The 19,552-nt window shown below is 68.5% G+C and carries 17 protein-coding genes; 5 read left to right on the forward strand and 12 right to left on the reverse strand.

The annotated features are described in order from the left end of the window. Nucleotides 1–147 precede the first annotated feature (147 nt). On the reverse strand, nucleotides 148–993 hold the full coding sequence (locus tag K2Z83_RS10050) for a tyrosine-type recombinase/integrase (RefSeq protein ID WP_255603695.1): 846 nt from the start codon (nucleotides 991–993) through the stop codon (nucleotides 148–150). Nucleotides 994–1,443: 450 nt separating this feature from the next. Here K2Z83_RS10050 and K2Z83_RS10055 point away from each other — a divergent pair, with 450 nt between their 5' ends. After that, on the forward strand, nucleotides 1,444–3,795 hold the full coding sequence (locus tag K2Z83_RS10055) for an RNA-binding domain-containing protein (RefSeq protein WP_220595046.1): 2,352 nt from the start codon (nucleotides 1,444–1,446) through the stop codon (nucleotides 3,793–3,795). A gap of 186 nt (nucleotides 3,796–3,981) precedes the next feature. Here the strand turns inward: K2Z83_RS10055 and K2Z83_RS10060 are convergent, their stop codons facing one another. The 8 genes from K2Z83_RS10060 to K2Z83_RS10095 form a co-directional block, all read right to left on the reverse strand. After that, complete coding sequence (locus K2Z83_RS10060) at nucleotides 3,982–4,782, reverse strand: PIG-L deacetylase family protein (protein WP_220595047.1); 801 nt, start codon at nucleotides 4,780–4,782, stop codon at nucleotides 3,982–3,984. 84 nt (nucleotides 4,783–4,866) lie between these two features. Then, on the reverse strand, nucleotides 4,867–5,904 hold the full coding sequence (locus K2Z83_RS10065) for an SIS domain-containing protein (protein WP_220595048.1): 1,038 nt from the start codon (nucleotides 5,902–5,904) through the stop codon (nucleotides 4,867–4,869). Between the two features lie 78 nt (nucleotides 5,905–5,982). Next, nucleotides 5,983–7,575: a glycoside hydrolase family 3 N-terminal domain-containing protein gene (locus tag K2Z83_RS10070; protein ID WP_220595049.1), complete on the reverse strand. Its 1,593-nt coding sequence runs from the start codon at nucleotides 7,573–7,575 to the stop codon at nucleotides 5,983–5,985. Between the two features lie 18 nt (nucleotides 7,576–7,593). Next, on the reverse strand, nucleotides 7,594–8,493 hold the full coding sequence (locus K2Z83_RS10075) for a carbohydrate ABC transporter permease (RefSeq protein WP_220595050.1): 900 nt from the start codon (nucleotides 8,491–8,493) through the stop codon (nucleotides 7,594–7,596). A 13-nt stretch (nucleotides 8,494–8,506) separates the two neighbouring features. Further along, nucleotides 8,507–9,400, reverse strand: coding sequence for a carbohydrate ABC transporter permease (locus K2Z83_RS10080; protein WP_220595051.1), 894 nt, complete (start codon nucleotides 9,398–9,400; stop codon nucleotides 8,507–8,509). 333 nt (nucleotides 9,401–9,733) lie between these two features. Beyond that, nucleotides 9,734–11,167 (reverse strand): N-acetylglucosamine/diacetylchitobiose ABC transporter substrate-binding protein, encoded by a 1,434-nt coding sequence (gene ngcE, locus K2Z83_RS10085; RefSeq protein WP_220595052.1) that lies wholly within the window; start codon nucleotides 11,165–11,167, stop codon nucleotides 9,734–9,736. An 88-nt stretch (nucleotides 11,168–11,255) separates the two neighbouring features. Continuing rightward, nucleotides 11,256–11,492 carry a hypothetical protein gene (locus K2Z83_RS10090; RefSeq protein ID WP_220595053.1) on the reverse strand — a complete coding sequence of 79 codons (237 nt, stop codon included), beginning with the start codon at nucleotides 11,490–11,492 and terminating at the stop codon, nucleotides 11,256–11,258. 156 nt (nucleotides 11,493–11,648) lie between these two features. Further along, nucleotides 11,649–12,866, reverse strand: a complete 1,218-nt coding sequence (locus K2Z83_RS10095; RefSeq protein WP_220595054.1) for an ROK family transcriptional regulator — start codon at nucleotides 12,864–12,866, stop codon at nucleotides 11,649–11,651. Between the two features lie 208 nt (nucleotides 12,867–13,074). Here K2Z83_RS10095 and K2Z83_RS10100 point away from each other — a divergent pair, with 208 nt between their 5' ends. Then, a complete protein-coding gene (locus tag K2Z83_RS10100) occupies nucleotides 13,075–13,485 on the forward strand; it encodes a hypothetical protein (protein ID WP_220595055.1) in 411 nt (136 codons plus the stop codon). Between the two features lie 124 nt (nucleotides 13,486–13,609). Next, nucleotides 13,610–14,386 carry a hypothetical protein gene (locus K2Z83_RS10105; protein WP_255603703.1) on the forward strand — a complete coding sequence of 259 codons (777 nt, stop codon included), beginning with the start codon at nucleotides 13,610–13,612 and terminating at the stop codon, nucleotides 14,384–14,386. Between the two features lie 353 nt (nucleotides 14,387–14,739). Here K2Z83_RS10105 and larE read toward each other — a convergent pair whose 3' ends face one another. The 3 genes from larE to K2Z83_RS10120 form a co-directional block, all read right to left on the reverse strand. Further along, a complete protein-coding gene (larE, locus tag K2Z83_RS10110; RefSeq protein WP_220595056.1) occupies nucleotides 14,740–15,579 on the reverse strand; it encodes an ATP-dependent sacrificial sulfur transferase LarE in 840 nt (279 codons plus the stop codon). A 148-nt stretch (nucleotides 15,580–15,727) separates the two neighbouring features. Further along, entirely contained in the window at nucleotides 15,728–16,489 is a 762-nt protein-coding gene (gene larB / locus K2Z83_RS10115; RefSeq protein ID WP_220595057.1) for a nickel pincer cofactor biosynthesis protein LarB, read from the reverse strand. Nucleotides 16,490–16,591: 102 nt separating this feature from the next. Then, nucleotides 16,592–17,503, reverse strand: a complete 912-nt coding sequence (locus K2Z83_RS10120; RefSeq protein WP_220595058.1) for a DMT family transporter — start codon at nucleotides 17,501–17,503, stop codon at nucleotides 16,592–16,594. Nucleotides 17,504–17,919: 416 nt separating this feature from the next. Here K2Z83_RS10120 and K2Z83_RS10125 point away from each other — a divergent pair, with 416 nt between their 5' ends. Both K2Z83_RS10125 and K2Z83_RS10130 read left to right on the forward strand, forming a co-directional pair. Continuing rightward, on the forward strand, nucleotides 17,920–18,270 hold the full coding sequence (locus K2Z83_RS10125; protein WP_220595059.1) for an RNA-binding protein: 351 nt from the start codon (nucleotides 17,920–17,922) through the stop codon (nucleotides 18,268–18,270). Nucleotides 18,271–18,466: 196 nt separating this feature from the next. Continuing rightward, the coding region (locus K2Z83_RS10130; RefSeq protein ID WP_220595060.1) for a DEAD/DEAH box helicase at nucleotides 18,467–19,552 on the forward strand (1,086 nt) is incomplete at its 3' end.

The following is a 19,552-nucleotide window of genomic DNA, read 5'->3' on the forward strand; positions in this document are numbered from 1 at the left end:
CCAATCCGATTTCGGTTAACCTCATGCACATGGGAGGGGCACCCCCACGAGGGCGTGGGGCTGCTTCGCCGCCCCGCAGTATGTTTTTGTTGGGGTTGGGCGGCTTCGTCGCCCAACCCCAACAAAAAGCCAGGTATGAGGACGCCCCTACCCGCGGCGCGAGGTGCTGCGCATAATCTCGGCGTAGCGCCGGGTGGATCGCGGGTCGCGGTGGCCGAGGATGCGGCGCACGACCTGCTCGGGGTAGAAGGCGATCAGCGCGGCGGCGGCGGTGTGGCGCAGGTGGTGCAGGGTGTAGCGGGGCTGCTCCCTGCCATCGATCACATCGATCAGGTTGGCGGCCTTGCAGACCTGCACCCAGCGCCGATGGAGCGTGTCGTAGGATGCGCGGTTGCCCCGCGAGGAGCAGAAAAGCGGGGCGTCGGCCGACACATCAGGGCCGAGGTCGCGTATCCAGCCGCGCAGGCCGCGCAGGCTGCGCGGCATCGCGTCGGGGGTGAGCGCGACCACGCGCTTGCTACCGTTCTTGCTGTCCTGCACGAGCAGCATCTCGCGGCCGGGCTCCATCACCACATCACCGACGTTCAGGTTCAGCACCTCGTCGGTGCGCACGCCGATCTCGCGCAGCAGGGTGAAGATCAGGCGGTAGGGCTGCGGGCTGGCTGCGATCGCCGCGTCGAGCATGCGGCGCTCCGCCTCGCTGGCGATCGGCTGGGGCCGATGCTCGGCGTGGTAGCGCGCGCTGATCTGCGCGACCGGGTTATGCAGGCAGTAGCTGCGGGCCACCGCCCAGCGGAAGAGCCGCCCGAGGCTGGCGATGCGCCGGTTCTTCGTGCCCGGCTGCTCATTGCGGCTGTCGAGGAAGCCCTGGATATCGCCGGTGCTGATCGCCTCAAGGGGCTTATCCACCACCGCCGCGACCGTGCGCAGGTCGCAGCGATAGGACGTGATCGTATTGCCGCTCAGGCTGTGCTCAGCCTGAATATCGCTCAAGAATGTCTCCATCTCGCTGGCAATCGTGCGTACGCGAGGCGACGGAGGCGCATCGGTGGTTGCCATAAGACCCTCCTCATCGGGAGACGCCGCAGACCTAATCCTGGGCATATATGACACAGAAGTCGATTTTTTTACATTATAGCAAAAATTTTACCGTAATTCTAGTTCTGTCACACAACTATTTGTGCGCTCATATATCGCCAGGATCAAAAATATTTATTGTCGTTTCAGGATGGATCGGGTATGATAGAGGCGGTGCGTTTGTGCTGCAATCACACGCGCCGGCGCAGAAACAGGAAGTTGTTGGATTGAGACCTCTGGCACCCATCTGCGTAGAAAGGAGCTTGTGCGGCGGCGCGGCCCCTCCCCGATGCCGCCAGAGACAAAGCCGAAAAAGCGAGAGCGCGTAGAGAGCAAACAGTATCATGATTGTGGAGTTTAAAAAACATGAGCACACCCGCCGAGGCGCGCACAGGGATGCGCTGGATTCGGGCCGACCTGCACCTCCATACCCCGGCATCTGAGGATTACGCTGAGCCAGATGTTAGCTACCTTGATATTCTCCAGGAGGCTGAGCGCCGCGAGCTAGAGATCATCGCCTTCACCGACCACAACACCGTCCACGGCTACGACACATTCCAGCGTGAGATTGAGTTCCTCAAGACGCTTGAGATGGGCGGCCGGCTCACCGAAGAGGAGCAGGTGCGGCTCGACGAGTACCGCCGGCTCCTGGCGAAGATCAACGTCCTGCCCGGGTTCGAGTTCACCTCACATTTTGGTGCCCACATCCTGGGCCTCTTCGCGCCCAACCGCCCGCTGAGCCTGATCGAGGCCACCCTGCTCCAGCTCGGCGTCTCCGCCGACCAGCTGAAGGACGGGGTCTGCGGCGTCGCCAACACCCGCCACGTCACCGAGGCCTACGAGCAGATCGCCCGCGCCGGCGGGCTGGTGATCGCGCCACATGTGAACGGCCCCAACGGCGTGATCACCGAGACTCTGCGCATGGGCACCAGCGGCCAGTCGCGCATCGCCGCGACCCAGAGCGCACACCTGCACGCCCTCGAGTTCATCAACTTCTACACCGACCACGAGAAGTTCACCTCGCCCGGCTTCTATAACGGCAAGGTCGAGCACTACGAGCGGCGCATGTTCTGCATCCAGGGCAGCGACGCCCATCGCCTGCGCCGCCTGCCCGCCGCCGATGGCCAGGTGCTGCACCGCCACGGCATCGGCGACCGTTATGTCGAGCTGCTTATGCCCGACAACAGCTTCGAGTCGCTGCGGGCGCTCTTCGCCAGCCAGGACTTCGACCGGGTGCGGGTGCCCAAGCGCGACCAGAAGCAGTGGGCGGTAGACGCCGTGCGCTTCGGCGGCTCCAGCGAGCGCCAGGTGCTGCGCCCGATGGGCGAGGACCTCCAGGCCGCCACCGCGCTCTGGTGCGATGTGGCCGCCCTAGCCAACGCCGGCGGCGGCGTGCTGGTGATCGGCTGTGAGCCGGGCGGCCGCGTGACGGGCGTGGCCCGCCCCGACCAGGTGAGCGAGGCGCTGCGCAAAGGGGTGGCCGAGCAGATCACGCCCCAGCCCTACCTCTCCTTCGAGCTGATGAGCTACGAGGGCCAGGATGTCATGCGCGTCGAGGTGAAGTCGAGCGAGCCCCCGCCGTACGTGGGCAGCAATGGCACGATCTATGTGCGCCGCAATGGCGAGACGGCCATCGCCGACCGCGGCGAGATCATCCAGCTCTGCCGGCGCGCCCTCGCCGAGGGAGCCTCCTCGCCCCTCGACAACGGCCAGGACCTCGATCTGCCCCGCTCCGGGGTCGAGATCGTCAGCGGCCAGAAGCGCGGCGGGGTCTGGCTCTATGAGGTGCGCGACCTGCGCACCACCGCCGGGGTGACGCGCGACCGCGCCCAGGGCCTGTGGGCCTACGCGATCAGCCGCTACGAGGATCTGCGCGACGGCCGGGTGGACGTGCAGAGCCAGGTGAAGTGGAAGGGCCGCCTGGGCCTCTGGCGGGCCTACCGCCAGGGCAGCCGCACGAAGTACGACCTGGTGCATCGCGACGCTAACGGGGTGATCAACCATATCTTCTTCGGCGTGAGCGACTGGGGGCTGAGCGAGGCCTGGGAGTCGCTGCTGGGCGAGCGCAGCGGGGAGCCCGTCGAGCAAGAGACCCAGGACTTTGAGCACGATGAGCAGGGGCTGCCGCCCGGCCCCGAGGAGCAGCCCGAGCCGCCCGCCGCCGAGCCGACGACGACAACCTGGGGCGACCGGCGCATCCGCTGGCGCGGTCGCGGCGGCCTGGCCGGCGCCTACCGCGATGAGCAGGGCACCCCGCTCTTCGACCTGGTGATGAAGGATAAGGACGGCCCCGGCCAGCAGGACTATCGCGGTGTGGCCCTGGAGAAGCTGACGGAGGCGTGGCTGAACCTGATCCGGGTCAACCGGCCGCGCACCGGGATCGAGGTGGTGAGCGCCACCCAGGGCGAGGATGGCGAGTGGCAGTATGTCTTCCGCAACCTGCGCACCGGCGATGTGAGCGGGGTGCCCTGGCGCCTCCAGGACATCGAGCCGGGCACGGTGCGTGAGTACGCCGCGCGCATGTACCAGCAGGATCTGCCGCTCGATGAGGAGAAGGCGCGCTGGTGGGGCAATATCGGCTACATGCGCCCGATGCGCTCCCAGGTCGATCTGATCTTCGTTGATGAGCAGGGCGAGCAGCACTTCTACTACGCCGCCCGCCGCGAGGAGCTGACCGGCGAGTGGCGCGAGCTGCTGGAGCTCTACGGCGAGGTCTGACCCGAGCGCATCACGTTTAGGGCTGCCGCCCTAAAAACCCATGTTATTTTGGCCAACATGGCCAGCTTCGCTGGCCATGTTGGCCAAAACTGTTGCCAGCAACAACACTGCGCGCAGTGAGGGTGTGGGAGAGCTCCGCTCTCCCACACCCTCACCCGTGCAACGTGATGCGCATGGGGCGCGCGCCTAGCGCAGCCATACCCGCTCGCCGCCCACGCGCCACGCGTAGCGCGTCACCGCCTCGGCCATGACCTCGATGGCGGCAGCCTCATCAACCGTGCGCCCAAGCTGGCTGTGGGCCAGCTCGGCCATCTGGCTGACGTAGGCGGAGACGGCGGCGATCTTCTGGGGCAGCGTCGCCACGATGGGGATCGCCTGCGGGCGCAGGGGGAGCCCGAGGGCGTCGATGCGCCGCTCCAGCTCGCCCTCCCTGGTCACGTAGGGGAAGTCCTCGTAGAGGGCCAGGCCGGGGCCGATGCGCTCCAGGGCGGCCCGGCAGGTGATCTGGTGATCGACGTGGCCGCCGACGCCGAGCGGCGCGTAGAAGATCGCCGAGTGCAGCCGCTCGTACAGCTGAGAGATCAGCTCGCGCAGCGCCGGCAGCAGCGGGTCGCCCTCGTCCGGCAGGCCGAACAGGGTCTCGCGCCGGTCGTAGGCCGACGGGTGGCGGTAGATCGCGTCGAGCACGCCCACGTGCAGGCTGTCGACGCCGAGGATCTCCAGCGCCGCCGCATCCTCGTGCAGGCGGGCGGCGAGAACCTCGCCCGGATCGAGGCCCCACTCGCGGTGGAAGGCGCGGGCCAGCTCGCTAAAGGTGACGTCGGGGCGGGGCGCGCCGGTGCAGATATTCACCACCAGCACGCGCCGGCCCGCCACGCGCTGGCCAGCGATCATGCCGCCGCAGCAGAGCGCCGCGTCATCCAGGTGGGGCGAGAGGTAGACGTGATCGTAGCCGGCGGCGATCTCGGCGATTCGGTTGAAAAGCATAATCCTCCCCAGGCAAGGTTGCCAATTGCCGACCAATGTAGGCAGCCGCAATCTGCAGTCTGCAATCTGCAATCTGCAATCGCTCTACTGTGTCCGCGTCACCTTGCTCAGGCCGCGCGGCGCGTCGGGGTCGAAGCCGCGGGCCAGGGCCAGGTGATAGCAGAAGAGCTGCGCCGGGGCGATGCTGATGATCGGCGCGAGCCAGGCCGGCAGGCCGCCCGGCAGGCGCAGGCCGACCGTGGCGGCCGCCAGTGTCGCCTCGTCGTCGGAGAGGGCGAGCACGGTGGCGCCGCGCTCGCCCGACAGGCGGGCCAGCAGGGCGCGCGTGTCGTCGGCGCCCGCGTCGCGCGGGGCCACGGCCAGCACCGGGAATCCCGGCTCGACCAGGGCGATCGGGCCGTGCTGGAACTCGGCCGTCGAGTAGCGCTCGGCCACGACGTAGGTCAGCTCCTTCAGCTTGAGCGACCACTCCAGGGCGGTGGCGAAGTGGTAGCCGCGGCCGAGGACGACGCAGTGGCCCATCTCGCGCAGGCCGGCGGCGGCGCGGGCCACGTCATCCTCGATCTGGAGGGCGGCGGCCACGGCGGCGGGCAGACGCCCCAGATCGGCCCGGCGATCCGCGTCGCCGGCGAGGGCCACCGAGAGCATGGCGAAGGTGAGCAACTGGGCGCTGTAGGTCTTGGTGGCGGCCACGGCGCGCTCGGAGCCGGCCCGGATGTCCAGGCTGATCGCGGCGGCCTGGGCCAGGGGCGAGCCGGGGTCGTTGGTGATGGACAGCGTCAGGGCGCCCTGGCGGTTGGCCTCATCGAGCACGCCGACGATGTCGGGCGACTGGCCGGACTGCGAGACGCCGACGACGAGGGCGCGGCCCAGGCGCGGCGGCCGGTGGTAGACGCCGAAGAGCGAGGGGGCGGCCAGGGCCACCGGCAGCCCGTTGAAGGCGCCGAGCACGTACTGGCCGTAGATGCCGGCGTGCTCGGAGGTGCCGCGCGCCGCCAGGTAGATATAGTCGATCTCGCGGGCGCGGATGGCCGCTGCGGCCCGCTCGACGTCGGCCCAGCCGGCGTCGAGCAGGGCGCGCAGCGTCTCCGGCTGCTGGTGGATCTCACTGCGTAGGCTCATGTGTCGTGCTCCATAACGTAAGGGCGCAGCAGCTGTCAGGAGATCATACAGAGCGATGGCATGGCTGCTGCTGCGCCCTTACAGAGATACCCCGTGGCCGAGCGGGTAGAGGCCGGGGATGCGCGCCGGCAGGCGGCCGGTGATCGGGGCGCGGCCCCAGATCGCGTCGGCCAGGGCGTCCATCGCCGGCGGCAGGATGCTGTAGGCGCAGAGGTAGGTCGGGGCGGCGGGGTAGGCCGCCAGGTCGTAGGGCAGGCGCAGGGCCGCCGCGATCACGGGCGTGCCGCCCGCCAGCAGCGCGCGCACCAGTGCGGCCTGGCCCGCCTGCGCGCCGGCGTTGATCGTCCCGACGATCGCCAGGTCGCAGCCGGCCAGCCGCGCGCAGAGCGCGTCCACCTCGGCGGGCGACGGGTCGGCGGGCATCACAAGCTCCTCGGCGGCGGGGTGGTGGCGGCGCACGGCGCGGGCCAGCTCGCAGCGCTCGTAGCTGGAGGTGTCGGCCGGGGTGAGGTCGGCGGTCTGCGGCACCACCACGGCCACGCGGGCCTCGGCGGGCAGGCGCAGCGGTAGGCGGCCGGCCTCGTCGCGCACCAGGGTGATCGCCCGCGCCGAGGCCTCGGCGGCCAGGGCGCGGTGGGCCGCGCAGCCGATCACGTCCAGCGCGGGCTGCGCCTGCCCGGCCAGCCAGCCCTTCAGCGCCCGCACCCGCCCGGCTGAGGCGATCAGATCATCGGCGGGCAGGCGCCCGTCGGCGGCGGCGGCGAGCAGGGCCGCGTGGGCGACCCGGTGGTCGTTGGGCTCCGCCAGCAGCAGCAGGTCGAGCCCGGCGGCGGCGGCGCGCACGGCCAGCGGGCCGAAGTCGTCGGTGTTGCCCAGGCCGGACATATTCATGGCGTCGCTGACCGTCACCCCGGCGAAGCCCAGCTGGTCGCGCAGCAGGCCGCGCAGCACCTCGGGCGCGAGGGTGGCCGGTAGGTCGGCGCGGCCGGTGATCGCCGGCAGGGCCAGGTGCGCGCTCATCACCAGGCGCACCCCAGCGGCGATGGCGGCCACGAAGGGCGGCAGATCCACGGCGTCCAGGCGGTCGCGGGTGTGGGGCAGCGCCGAGAGGACGTCGTGTGAGTCCTGGGCGGTGTCGCCGTGGCCGGGGAAGTGCTTGGCCACGGCGGCCACGCCCGCGCCCTGGAGGCCCGCGACCATCGCGGCGGCCAGGCGGGCCACCAGGGCCGGGGCCTCGCCGAAGGAGCGCACGCCGATCACCGGGTTGCGCGGCTCCACATTCACATCGCAGGCCGGGGCGTAGTCCACATTCACCCCCACGGCGGCCAGCTCGACGCCGATGGCCGCGCCCACCCGCCGGGCCAGATCCGCATCGCCGGCGGCGCCCAGGGCCATGTTGCCGGGGAAGGCCGTGGTGCCGCCGATCGCCTGGAGCTGGCCGCCCTCCTGGTCGGCGCAGATCAGCAGGGGCGGCCGGCCGCCGGCCCGCGCCGCCGCCTGGAGCGCGTCGGTCAGGGCGCGCACCTGGGCCGGCGGCCCGCCGTTCAGGTGGCGGAAGAGAGTCACGCCGCCGACCGACCTGGCGCGCAGCAGATCCAGCAGATCGGCCGGCGCATCGGCCCCCTCAAACCAGAGCAGCAGCCGCTCGCCGGCGGCGTCTTCAAGGTTCACAGCACCCCCCTCAGCAGGCTAGCCCTTCACCGCGCCGGCGGTCATGCCCTGCTCGATCTGGTCGTTGAAGATCAGGTAGACCACCAGGGTCGGGATCATCACGATCACCACTGCCGCGAACAGGCCGCTCCAGTCGCTGCCGTAGAACTGCTTCGCCTGGAGGTAGTAGAGGCCCTGCGACAGCACATAGTGCGTGTTCTTATCCTCGTTGGTGATCATCAGCATATTCGGCAGGATGTACTGGTTCCACTGGCCGAGGAAGTTAAAGATGCCCATGGTGATCAGGCCGGGCTTCGCCAGCGGCAGGTAGATCCGGAAGAAAATATCGTACTGGCTCGCGCCGTCGATCGTCGCCGCCTCGCCCAGCTCCTTCGGCAGCGTGCGGAAGAAGTTGATCAGGAAGAAGATCGTGAACGACAGCGAGAAGGACACATAGACCAGGATCAGCCCGTGGTAGGTGTCGAGCAGGCCCAGCTTCTGGGTGACAAAGTAGAGCGGCACGAGGGCCAGGAAGAGCGGGAAGATCATGCCGACCAGGAACAGATAGGTGAGCAGGTTGCGCCCGCGGAACTCAAAGCGGGCCAGCACATAGGCCGCCATCGACGAGAGCAGCAGGGTCAGGAAGAGCGACGGGATCACGATGATCAGCGTGTTGACGAAGTACTCGCCGAGGCGCGCGGTGGTCCAGGCGCGCACAAAGTTATCGAACACGAGCGTGGTGGGCAGCGACCAGGGGCTGAAGAAGATCTCCTGGTCGGTCTTGAACGAGGTCATGAGCGCCCAGAGCATGGGGAAGACAACGATCAGCGCCCAGACGCCAAGAATAAGATAGATGAACGCCTTAAGCACAATGCTCCCGATCGAGAGGGCATTGTCGCTCGACTCGGCCGCCTTCTGGCTGGTGGTCACGCTGGCCATAGTTCGCTCCTTCTCAGTATTCAAGCGCCTCGCGGGCGGTGAAGCGCAGGCTGATGATCGACAGGGCCAGCACCAGGATCAGCAGCACCAGCCCCATGGCCGTGGCATAGCCAAACTGGCCGTCGCTGAACGCGGTTGAGTAGAGGTAGGTCGGCACCACATCGGCGGCCCGGCTCGGCCCGCCGGTGCCGTTGGTCATCACCGTCACCTGGGCGAACAGATCCATCGCGGCGATCGCCAGGAAGATGATCGCGGTGCGGATGGTGTCCCAGAGCAGCGGCACGGTCACATTCCAGAACATCGTCCACGAGTCCGCGCCGTCGATCTTGGCCGCCTCGTAGTAGTCGACCGGGATGCTCTGCATGCCGGCGACGAACAGCACCATGTAGAAGCCGACCGACTGCCAGACCACCATGGCCAGCACCGAGCCGAAGACGGTGCCGCGATCACCGAGCCAGGGGAAGCTGGCGAACTGGGTCAGCCCGACCGCGCCCAGCAGCGCGTTCAGCAGCCCGATCGTCGGGTGGTAGATGAAGCTCCAGAGCACCGCCACCACCACCACCGACATCACCTGCGGGAAGAAGAAGGCGACCCGGAAGAAGCGAGAGAAGGCGACCCCTTTGCCCTGGGTGAAGAGGAAGGCGAAGAACAGGGCGAGGCCGATGATCACCGGCGGCAGGATGAGCAGCGCGATCCCGTTGTGCGACAGCGCGCTCCAGAACTTCTCGTCGCGGTAGAGCTTGATGAAGTTGTTCGCGCCATTAAAGCGAATGTTCTGCGACAGGCCGCTCCAGCGGGTGAAGGCGAAAATCAGGGCCGAGAAGTAGGGGATGAGCACAAAGAGCGTGTAGAGCCCGACGGGGAGAGCCAGGAATGAGACGATCAGCCTGTTCTTTCCACGGTCCATAAGCGTTTCTCCAAGGTGCGTACCTGTGAATCATACGTTGTGGGGCATCCGTGCCCCATGCGCAACACGTTAAGCCTCCGGCTCACCGAAATTTCTTGTTGCTTGTGCCCAGCAGGCACATGCTGCACTGATGGTGCTGCGGCGCGGCGTAGCCGCGCCGCAGCACCATCAGTTTTTTCGTGGGAGAGCTTCGCTCTCCCACACCCTCACCGTGCGCAGTGTTGTTGCTGGCAACAAACAACATCGGTTTTTAGGGCGGCAGCCCTAAACGTGATGCGCATGGGGCATCCGTGCCCCTGACTCCTAACTCCTAACCCCTGCGCCGACGGCGCACTAGCGGGTGAACTTTGTGATGTCCGGGTCGGCCGCGACGGTGTCGGCGGCCTTCTGCATGGCGGTGATGAACTCGGCCGGCTTGATCGTGCCGGTCATCAGCTCGCCGGTGCGCTGCTCGATCTCCTTGTTGAGCTGGCTGTACCAGTTGGTGAAGTTCATGTTGATCGCCACGCCATTCGAGGCGGTGGCCAGGGCCACGCCGGCCTTCATGCCCTCGGACAGCGTTGCGCCATCGGTACCGCCGACCACCGGCATGATCGCGCGCACATTCTCGGCGAAGTACTTGGCCGAGTCCTTGGAGAGCAGCGCGCGCAGGTACTCCATGCCGCCGGCCGTGTTCTTGGCCTTCGATGGCACGACGTAGGTCTCGCCACCATTGGCGTTCACGGCGTTCTGGTCGCCCTTGCCGTCGGCGTAGCCGGGGATGTTGGCGACGGTCATGTCGAACCCGGCGGGGGTGACGGTCTTCATCTCGTTCTCAAGCCAGTTGCCGCAGGGGATGAAGGTGGCGCTGCCCTTCAGCCACTCGGTCTGCGACTCGGTGTGGGTCAGGCCGGCGGTGCCGGGCAGGATGTAGCCCTTGTCCCAGAGCTGGTACAAGTCCTCGGTGGCCCGCAGGATGGCCGGGTCACTCCAGGCGTTCGGCTCAAGGTTGTCGAGCTTCTTGATCACATCGTCGCCGCCGGCGTAGTAGACCAGCATGTTCCAGACGATGCCCCAGATGTAGTAGGGGTACTTGCCCTGGTAGGTCCAGGGCGAGGCCTTGCCGTCCTTCTTGATCTGCTCGCACAGCACCAGCATCTCATCCCAGGTCTTGGGGTAGGTGTAGCCAGAGGCCGCGAAGCCCGGCTTGGAGTACCAGATGCCCGAGATGGTGTAGGCGATGTTGATGCCGTACTGCTTGCCGCCGAAGATCGCGCTGGTCTGCGAGCCGGGGAACAGCGTCTCGCCGAAGGTCTTGCCGGGGGTGTCCCAGGATGGGGCGGACAGGAGCGGGGCCAGGTCGAGCAGCTGCTCCTCGGTCACCAGGTCGCTCATGGGGATGAGGTTAGCGCCGGAGTTATCGATCACATCCGGCGGGGTGCCGGCGATGAAGCGCGGCTGGAGCGACTCGGTCACCTTCTGGACGCTCTGGATCTTGACGGTGACGTCCGGGTGGGCCTTCTCAACCAGCGTGCCGGTGTACTTGATATAGTCGTCGCCGAAGCCACCGGCGAAGAAGACGCCGTCGACCTCGCCGGCGGCGACGTTGAGCGGGTTCGCGCCTGCAGAGGCGGCGGCGGGCGCCGCGGTGGGCGCCGCGGCGGCGGGCACCGCGGTGGGCGCCGCGGCGGGAGTCTGTGCGCCACAGGCGGCGAGGACGAGGCCGGCGAAGGCAGTGCCGCCGCCCGCGACGGTCGCCTTGAGGAATTCGCGTCGAGAGATCGCCATGAGAGCACCCTTTCTTTAGCTAGATCTGATCACGGAGACTCGTGGACAGGGGCCAGGTCGTGTGGCCGTATGGCCGGTTTGGCGCGGCTCAACCACCCCCTTTCTGGAGCCCACTGAGCGCAACGTCAACCGCAAAGCTGCGCCCCCAGGGCAGGTGCGTGCTGCCGGGCGCGATCTGGTAGCGGCCGGCGAAGCCTGGCAGCCGCTCGATGATCGTGTTCAGCCCGGCCTCGGCCCGGGCAAGGGTGGCCAAGGTCTGCAGCTCGGCCGAGCCGTAGTGGCGCGCAGCCACGCCCGCAGCTCGGCGCGCACGAAGTGCTGGCAACCCCATTCCTCGACAAAAGCGAGTGGGACAGACAGAAGGGTACAACCGAGTCGAGCAGGTTGCGGGGTAGCGTTCCGCGTAGAGTCTGAGCATCATTGCCTCATCAGCTCCACCAGCCGGTGGGTTGTGGCGGAGGCGACGCCTCCGCGTCAAGATCTATGCGTCGTCGATGTCGGCCCGCCGCTGGAGCCGGGCCAGGCCCAGATCGTAGGTGAGCAGGGGCGCGGCGGCGCCCACCAGGGGCGCGTCCGGCCCCATGGCCACAACCTCCACCAGGGTGCCCTTCGCCAGTGCCGGCAAGGTGCGCCGCCCGAGCTCATCGCGCACCGCCGCGCCCAGCAGGTCGCCCAGGGGGGCCACCCGGCCGCTGATCACGATCTGGCGCACGTTCAGCACGCTGACAATGTTGGCCACCGCGATCGCCAGGTACCGGCCGGCCGCCTCGACGATCGCCCGCACCCCGGCGTCGCCGTCGCGGGCGGCGCGGGCAACATCATCGATTGTTAGGGCCGCGATGCCGTGCAGCGGCGAGGCCGGGTCTGCGGCGAGCGCGCGGGCCTGCCGTAGGATCACCGCGCTGCTGGCGACCGTCTCCAGGCAGCCGCGGTTGCCGCACTTGCAGGGGGGGCCATCGTCCACGACGACCATGTGGCCGATCTCGCCGGCCCCGTAGCCATCGCCGGCGAAGAGGTGGCCGCCGAGCACGATCCCGGCGCCGATGCCCTGTCCAACCTTGATCAGCACCAGGTTCGGCGTGTCCACCGGCTCGCCGAACATATAGCGGGCCAGGGCCAGGGTCTGGCTATCGTTTGCGATGGAGGCCGGCAGGCCGTAGCGCTCCTGGAGCAGCGCGCCCAGGGGCAGGTCCTCCCAGCCGACATTGATCGCCCGCAGCACCGTGCCGGTGGCCGGGTCGATCAGGCCGGGCGTGGTGATGCCGATCCCCAGCAGGGGCTGCTCGGCGGCGCGGGCGAGGGCGTCGATCATGGCGTAGATCATGGCCAGCACCGCCGCGCCCCCGTGGTCGGTCAGGGTCATGCGGGCCTGCTGGCGCAGGCCACCGCGCAGGTTCACCAGGGCGCCGTGAATCTCGTCGTTCGTCACGCTCACCGCGACCACCAGCCGGGAGTCGTCCACCACGCTGAGCAGCATCGGCGTGCGGCCGACCCCGGTGGCCCCGTGGCCCACCTCCTCCACCAGCCCGCGCGCGATCAGATCGCCCACCACATCCGAGACCGTCGTGCGGGTCAGCTGGGTCAGGCGCGCGAGCGCGGCCCGGCTGATCTCGCCGTACTCGTAGATCGTGCGCAGCACGAGCCGGCTGTTGTGGTCCTTGGTGTGCTGGCGGGTGGCCTTCTCGAGCAGATGGTCCATGCCGTCTCGCCTTGGCATAATTATATAGTTCAGTGAACTTGCAAAATAAGCATAGCATAAACCAACCAGCTGTCAAGAGGCAAGAGGTCTCATCCAGCGCTTAGATCATCTATAGAGTTTCTTAAAATCTGTCGGCTATGATACGTATATCGCGCACGCCGCCGTGTGCGGCAGCGCCAAGCACCTGAACCCACTGAGGAGACCCCATATGGCCCGCTCTAACCCGCACCGCCGCATCATCGTGACCACCTTCAACACCGCGCTGGCCACCGCCGCGGTGACGGCCACCGCCGCCGGATGGGCCGCCTTCGGCATGGCCGACGCCAGCAGTGCCGCCGCCGCCGCCCAGCCCCAGCCGGCCGTCGCGCAGCCGATCCCCTCCGAGCAGCAGCTCTTCAGCTCCCGCCATCACCGCGATGGGCATGAGAGCTTCAGCTTCGGCGGCGACGACGATAACCGCTTCAGCCAGAGCCAGCAGCAGCCCGCCCTCGGCAACAGCGCCCCCTCGTCGGGCAGCTTCGGCCAGAGCCAGCAGCAGCAGACCGCGCCCAGCAGCTCGTTCTCGCAGAGCATCCCGCAGCCCCGCCAGCCGATCACCCGCTCGCGCTCGTCGCGATAGCCCTTCGCCCGAGCACATCGGAGAGGTCACAAGGTTTTTGCGGAGAGGGACAAGCCCTCTCCGCGCCTCTCCCAGCCGAGCAGTGAGCGATTGTCGATCATAGCCAGGATCAAGAGAGCGAACTATGGCAAGCCTGTCCCCACGCGATGTCGAGCGACCCACACCCACACCGCAGACTCGCCCCGCCGCCATCGCGCGGCCGCCCGCCGCCGACGACGACCTCACCGCCGCCGCGGGCGTGGCCCTGCCGGTGCTGATGTCGCTGCTGGCCCTCGTGCTGATGCTTGGCGTCGCCCTGGTGCTGGCGGCGCTCTTCCCCGACGTGGGGGCGCGCATGGCGACCAGCCTGCTCGGCGAGAAGAGCTTCTGGTACCTCACGCGGGCCAGCGCCTTCGTCTCCTACGGCCTGATCTGGTGGTCGATGGCCCTGGGCCTGGCGATCACCAACCGCATGGCGCGGGCCTGGCCCGGCGGCCCCACCGTCTCCGACCTGCACGAGTACGCCAGCCTGCTTGGCCTGGCCTTCGCGGCCATCCACGCCCTGAGCCTGCTGGGCGACCACTACATCGGCTACAGCCTGACGCAGGTGCTGGTGCCCTTCGCCAGCACGGCGTACCGGCCCCTTGAGGTCGGCCTGGGCCAACTGGCCTTCTACCTGATGATCCCAGTCACCTTCACCTTCTACGTGCGGCGCTGGATCGGCGGGCGGGCCTGGCGGGTGATCCACTACCTGAGCTTCGGCCTCTTCGGGCTCGCCCTGGCCCACGGGGTGTGGAGCGGCAGCGACAGCGGGGCGATCTGGGCGCAGTGGGCCTACGCGGCCAGCGGCATCAGCCTGGTGGCGCTGACCTACTACCGGGTGCAGGTGAGCAATCGCCCGGCCAGGCGTATGGCCGCCTGATCCTTCTTTCTATGACGACGCAAACCGAAACCTACAGCGAGGAGCGCCCAATGGCTCGCCGGAACCCGAACCGACGCCGCCTCGTCACGACAGTCAACACTGCACTCGCCACTGCCGCCGTGACCGCCACCGCCGCCGGTTGGGTAGCATTCGGCGTAACCGACACGAGCGGTGATGCCGCCAGGCCCGAGCCGGTTATCGCCCAGTCCGTGGCATCAAGCGAGCAGCTGCGCGCCGAGGAAGTTCGCCGCCTGGTGCATCGGGAGTGGTGGCAGCTTACTTTTTCCGGCTCCTCGCGGTCATCCCGATCAGTCACCAGCACCCGCTCATCGCGGTAGGCGTATCGCGCTCGCTCAGCGCTCGACGAGGGAGATCGCCTCGACGCGCCCCTCGTTCATGCTGCCGCGCCGGTAGCCGGCCAGGTCGAGGGTGACGTGGCGGAAGCCAGCCTCGGCGCGCAGGCGCGACGCCACCTCGGCGGCGTGGGCGATCAGCTGCGGCATATCCTCGGCCGCCACCTCGATGCGGGCCAGGTCGTCGTGGTAGCGCACGCGGTACTGGCGGAACCCCAGCTGCCAGAGCACCTCCTCGGCGGCCTCGACCTGGGCCAGCTTCTCGGGCGTGATCGTCATGCCGTAGGGGAAGCGCGAGCCGAGGCAGGCGAAGGCCGGCTTGTCCCAGACGGGCAGGCCGAGGCTGCGGGCCAGGGCGCGGATGGCCGCCTTGCCCAGGCCGGCCTCCTTGAGCGGCGCGCGCACGTTGTGCTCGCCGGCGGCAACCGCGCCGGGCCGGTGGTCGCCCATGTCGTCCTGGTTCTCGCCGTAGGCCACCCATGCGATCCCGCGCTCGGCGGCCAGCGTGTCCAGGCGGGCGAAGAGCGTGCTCTTACAGAAGTAGCAGCGGTTGGTCGGGTTGGCCGCGTAGCGCGGGTCGGCCACCTCTGCGGTGGGCACCACCAGGTGGCGGATGCCGGCCAGGCGGGCCAGCTCCTCGGCCTCGCGCAGCTCGCGCCGGGGCAGCGAGGGCGAGTCGGCGGTGACGGCCAGGGCGCGCTCGCCGAGCACGTCGTGGGCGACCTTGGCCAGCAGCACGCTGTCCACGCCGCCGGACATGCCGATCACCACGCTGCCCATCTCCTCAAGCACCGCCCGCAGGCGGTCGTATGCTCGCTCCAGCTCGCTATCGATAGTCATAGGGGGTCTCCTCGGTGGGGTGTAGGGGCGGCTTCGCCGCCCCTACATTTTTTTGTTCGTGTTTGGCGGCTTCGCCGCCAAACACGAACAAAAGTGGGATCTGGGGCGCAGTCCCAGGGAGTTTATGCCCAAGCAGTTGCCGGCGCGCTCACGCGCCCGCCGCAGGGCGCGTGTTGATCAGGCTGGCGGCGAATCCTGCGCCGAAGCCATTATCGATGTTGACCACGGTCACGCCGGCGGCGCAGCTGTTGAGCATGCCGAGCAGTGCGGCCAGCCCGCCGAAGCTGGCCCCGTAGCCGACGCTGGTGGGCACGGCGATCACCGGGCGGCGCACCAGTCCGCCGACTACGCTGGGCAGGGCGCCCTCCATGCCGGCGGCGACGATCAGCACATCGGCCGACATGACCTGGTCGATGTGGCCGAGCAGGCGGTGCAGGCCGGCCACGCCCACATCGTAGAGCCGCTCGACTGTGTTGCCCATCACCTCGGCGGTGACGGCGGCCTCCTCGGCGACGGGCAGGTCGGCGGTGCCGGCGGAGATGACCAGGATGCGGCCGGGGCGGCGCGGCAGCGGCGTCGGCTCGTAGACGATGGCGCGCGCCAGGTCGTGGTAGCGCGCCGCTGGCAGGGCCGCGCGCACCGCATCGAAGACCTCGGGGGCCGCGCGGGTGGCCAGGATCGGCCCCGGCCCCTCGGCCAGGCGGGCCATGATCGCCACCACATGCTCGGTGCGCTTGCCGGAGCAGAGCACGACCTCGGGGAAGCCCGAGCGCAGGGCGCGGTGCGAGTCCAGGTGGGCGAAGCCCATGTCCTCGAAGGGCAGGCGGCGCAGCCGCTCAAGCGCATCGTCGGTGCTCGCCTGCCCCTGGCGGACATCGTCGAGCAGGGCGCGCAGGGATTCCTCATTCATGATACAGATACCTCCAGAAGGGGCGCAGCAGCCACGGATACCTCACCGACCGGGGATGCGCGGGGGCTGCTGCGCCCTTACGCGGGCAGCCGACACATCCCCTCAGTGCGTCGTCGGCGCCACGACTAGGGCCACGCCCAGCGAGGCCAGGGCCAGGCCGCCGAGGGCCAGCGGGCCGAATCGCTCGCCAAAGATCAGGTAGGCCTCAAAGGCCGTGGCGGGCGGGACCAGGTAGAACAGGCTGCTGACGCGGGCGGCAGAGCTAACCCGGATGAGCGTCATCAGCAGCAGGATAGCGCCGAGCGAGAGCACAAACACCAGCCAGCCCATAGCGAAGAAGAGCTGGGGAGCCCAGGTGATCGCGCGCTGCTCGAAGACGAAGGAGCCGGCCAGCATCACGACGGCGGCAGCCAGGTACTGTATGCACGTACCGGTGGTGAGCGGCATCCCGCCGCCATAGCGCTTCTGGTAGAGCGTGCCGGACGTCGTGCTGAGCAGGGCGATCAGGGCGGCGGCCAGGGTCGCCCCGGTGATGCCAGTGCCGGCCGCGCCGGGGGCGAGCATCTTCTCGGCGAGCACCATGCCGGCGCCGGCGAAGCCGAGGACGAGCCCGATCCACTGGCGGCCGGCCACCGGCTCGCGCAGGGCCAGCTGGGCGATCACGGCGGTGAGGATGGGCTGCAGGCTGACGATCAGCGAGGAGACCCCCGCCGACATGCCGTGGTCGATCGCGAAGAAGACCCCGCCCAGGTAGCCGGCGTGTAGCAGCAGGCCGACCACGGCGATGTGGCCGAGCTGCGCGGGCCGCGGCCAGGGTGCCCGCAGGGCCAGCGAGATCGCGGCCAGCAGGCCCGCGGCGATCAGGAAGCGGATGAGCAGGAAGGTGAACGGCTCGATATAGGGTAGGCCGAAGCGGGCGCCGATGAACCCGGTGCTCCAGAGCAGCACGAAGATCCAGGGCGCGGCGGCGGCGAAGACGGGGCGGGCAGTGACGCGGACGCGCAGCTGCTGCATATTCCTCCGTGCGCTAGCGCGCAGGGCTTAGGGGCCGACGACTGCAAATATCATACCCTGAATCCGCATAGCGGTGGCCAATGGGGCGCCATCACACCCAGAGAGATCAGAAATAAGATCGTTATTATCCTCCGCATGCTCTTATCTGAATAGAAGCTTGCATGTTCGTTGAAGTATGCTATGATAGCTATGTTTGCTCAACGTAACACTGCGAGACCCGCATCAGAGACTCCCGTTAGTCCCCTGGTCGCTCGACAGAACCTCTTCGCTCGAAGGATGTACGTTGTGGATCGCCGGAGCGAGACACCCGACTCACCCCCGGGTGCCGGCTGAACGGGATGGTATTGTTCGCAGGATGGCGGCAGCTGTATGTCGCCACCACAATCGTCTGCGCAGCGCGCAGAGGAGAACTGTAGATGCTGGTCAAGCTGTTTGTTGGTAACCTCCCCTGGAGCGTCGGCGACGCCGAGCTCGAGCGGATCTTCGCCCCCCACGGCGACGTGCAGAGCGCCCGCGTGATCAATGACCGCGATACGGGCCGCTCGCGCGGCTTCGGCTTCGTCGAGATCGACGTTGACGACGTGACGGTCGTGATCCGCGCCACCGACGGCCAGGAGGTTGATGGCCGCCCGCTGCGCGTTAACGAGGCCGAGGACAAGGGCCGCGGCGGCCGCGGCGGCTTCGGCGGCGGCGGCGGCGGCGGTCGTGGCGGCTTCGGCGGCGACCGTGGCGGCAACCGTGGCGGTGGCGGCCGCGACCGCTACTAAACCGACGGCGTAACACGCTCCGCAGAGGCGCGGGGGCGCGGGAGACCGGCGCAATGCCGACACCCGCCTCCCCCGCGCCTCGCGGCGTGTCTTCGCCACTGTATTCTTTACCCGCGCCGACGACCCCTGCCGGCGCACCCAGCCGGCCGCTATAGACACCCCCACGTCTCCCCCGGCCGCCCCACAAGGAGCCCCGTTGAATTTCTCGGATTTTGAGCTTCACCCGACCCTGATGGCAAATGTTAGCGCCCAGGGCTTCGCCCAGCCGACACCCATCCAGGCCCAGGCTATCCCCATCGCCCTCACCGGCGGCAACCTGATCGGCCTCGCCCAGACCGGCACCGGCAAGACGGCCGCCTTCGTCCTGCCGATCCTGAACCGCCTGCTCCAGGGCCGCAAGGGCGGCACCCGCGCCCTGATCGTCACGCCCACCCGCGAGCTGGCCGAGCAGATTAACGAGTCAATCATTGTGCTCGGCAAGGGCACCGGCCTGAGCAGCGCCCCGATCTACGGCGGCGTCGGCATGATCCCCCAGGAGCGCGCCCTGCGCGCCGGGGTCGATATTGTCGTCGCATGCCCCGGCCGCCTGCTCGACCATATGGGCCGCGGCACCGCCCGCCTCGACCGTGTGGAGACCCTCGTCCTCGACGAGGCCGACCGCATGCTCGACATGGGCTTCCTGCCGGCCATCAAGCGCATCCTCGAGGCGCTGCCCACCCGCCGCCAGACAATGCTCTTCTCGGCGACCCTGCCCGATGAGCTAAAGAGCCTGGCCGCCTCCACGGCCCCCGGCGCGAAGCTCGTGCAGATCGGCATCGTCCGCCCGGCCCACACGATCACCCACGCGATCTACCCGGTGGCGCCCCACCGCAAGACGGCCCTGCTGCTCGACCTGCTGCACAAGGCCGACACCGGGTCGGTGCTGATCTTCACCCGCACCAAGCATCGGGCCAACCGGCTGCTCCAGCAGATCGCCCGCGAGGGTCACACCTCCGCCGTCCTGCACAGCAACAAGTCGCAGAATCAGCGCCAGCTCGCGCTCGATGGCTTCCGCGACGGGCGATTCCGCATCCTGGTGGCGACTGACATCGCCGCCCGTGGCCTCGATGTCGAGCGGATCTCCCACGTGATCAACTACGACATCCCCGACACGGCGGACGCCTACATCCACCGGATCGGCCGCACCGGCCGGGCCACCCGCACCGGCGACGCCTTCACCCTGGTGACACCCGAGGACGGCGCGGAGGTGCGGATGATCGAGCGGGCGCTCGGCGCGCCCCTG

It is taken from the genome of Oscillochloris sp. ZM17-4, assembly GCF_019599295.1.
Lineage (GTDB): Bacteria > Chloroflexota > Chloroflexia > Chloroflexales > Chloroflexaceae > Oscillochloris.

Bases quoted from the DNA above. Each gene is read 5' to 3' on its own strand.
- K2Z83_RS10125 (WP_220595059.1), top strand. From the start codon at position 17,920: ATGCTGGTCAAGCTGTTTGTTGGTAACCTCCCCTGGAGCGTCGGCGAC.
- ngcE (WP_220595052.1), bottom strand. From the start codon at position 11,167: ATGGCGATCTCTCGACGCGAATTCCTCAAGGCGACCGTCGCGGGCGGC.
- K2Z83_RS10065 (WP_220595048.1), bottom strand. From the start codon at position 5,904: ATGAGCCTACGCAGTGAGATCCACCAGCAGCCGGAGACGCTGCGCGCC.
- K2Z83_RS10100 (WP_220595055.1), top strand. From the start codon at position 13,075: ATGGCCCGCTCTAACCCGCACCGCCGCATCATCGTGACCACCTTCAAC.
- K2Z83_RS10060 (WP_220595047.1), bottom strand. From the start codon at position 4,782: ATGCTTTTCAACCGAATCGCCGAGATCGCCGCCGGCTACGATCACGTC.
- K2Z83_RS10080 (WP_220595051.1), bottom strand. From the start codon at position 9,400: ATGGACCGTGGAAAGAACAGGCTGATCGTCTCATTCCTGGCTCTCCCC.
- K2Z83_RS10120 (WP_220595058.1), bottom strand. From the start codon at position 17,503: ATGCAGCAGCTGCGCGTCCGCGTCACTGCCCGCCCCGTCTTCGCCGCC.
- K2Z83_RS10075 (WP_220595050.1), bottom strand. From the start codon at position 8,493: ATGGCCAGCGTGACCACCAGCCAGAAGGCGGCCGAGTCGAGCGACAAT.
- K2Z83_RS10055 (WP_220595046.1), top strand. From the start codon at position 1,444: ATGAGCACACCCGCCGAGGCGCGCACAGGGATGCGCTGGATTCGGGCC.
- K2Z83_RS10095 (WP_220595054.1), bottom strand. From the start codon at position 12,866: ATGGACCATCTGCTCGAGAAGGCCACCCGCCAGCACACCAAGGACCAC.
- K2Z83_RS10105 (WP_255603703.1), top strand. From the start codon at position 13,610: ATGGCAAGCCTGTCCCCACGCGATGTCGAGCGACCCACACCCACACCG.
- larB (WP_220595057.1), bottom strand. From the start codon at position 16,489: ATGAATGAGGAATCCCTGCGCGCCCTGCTCGACGATGTCCGCCAGGGG.
- larE (WP_220595056.1), bottom strand. From the start codon at position 15,579: ATGACTATCGATAGCGAGCTGGAGCGAGCATACGACCGCCTGCGGGCG.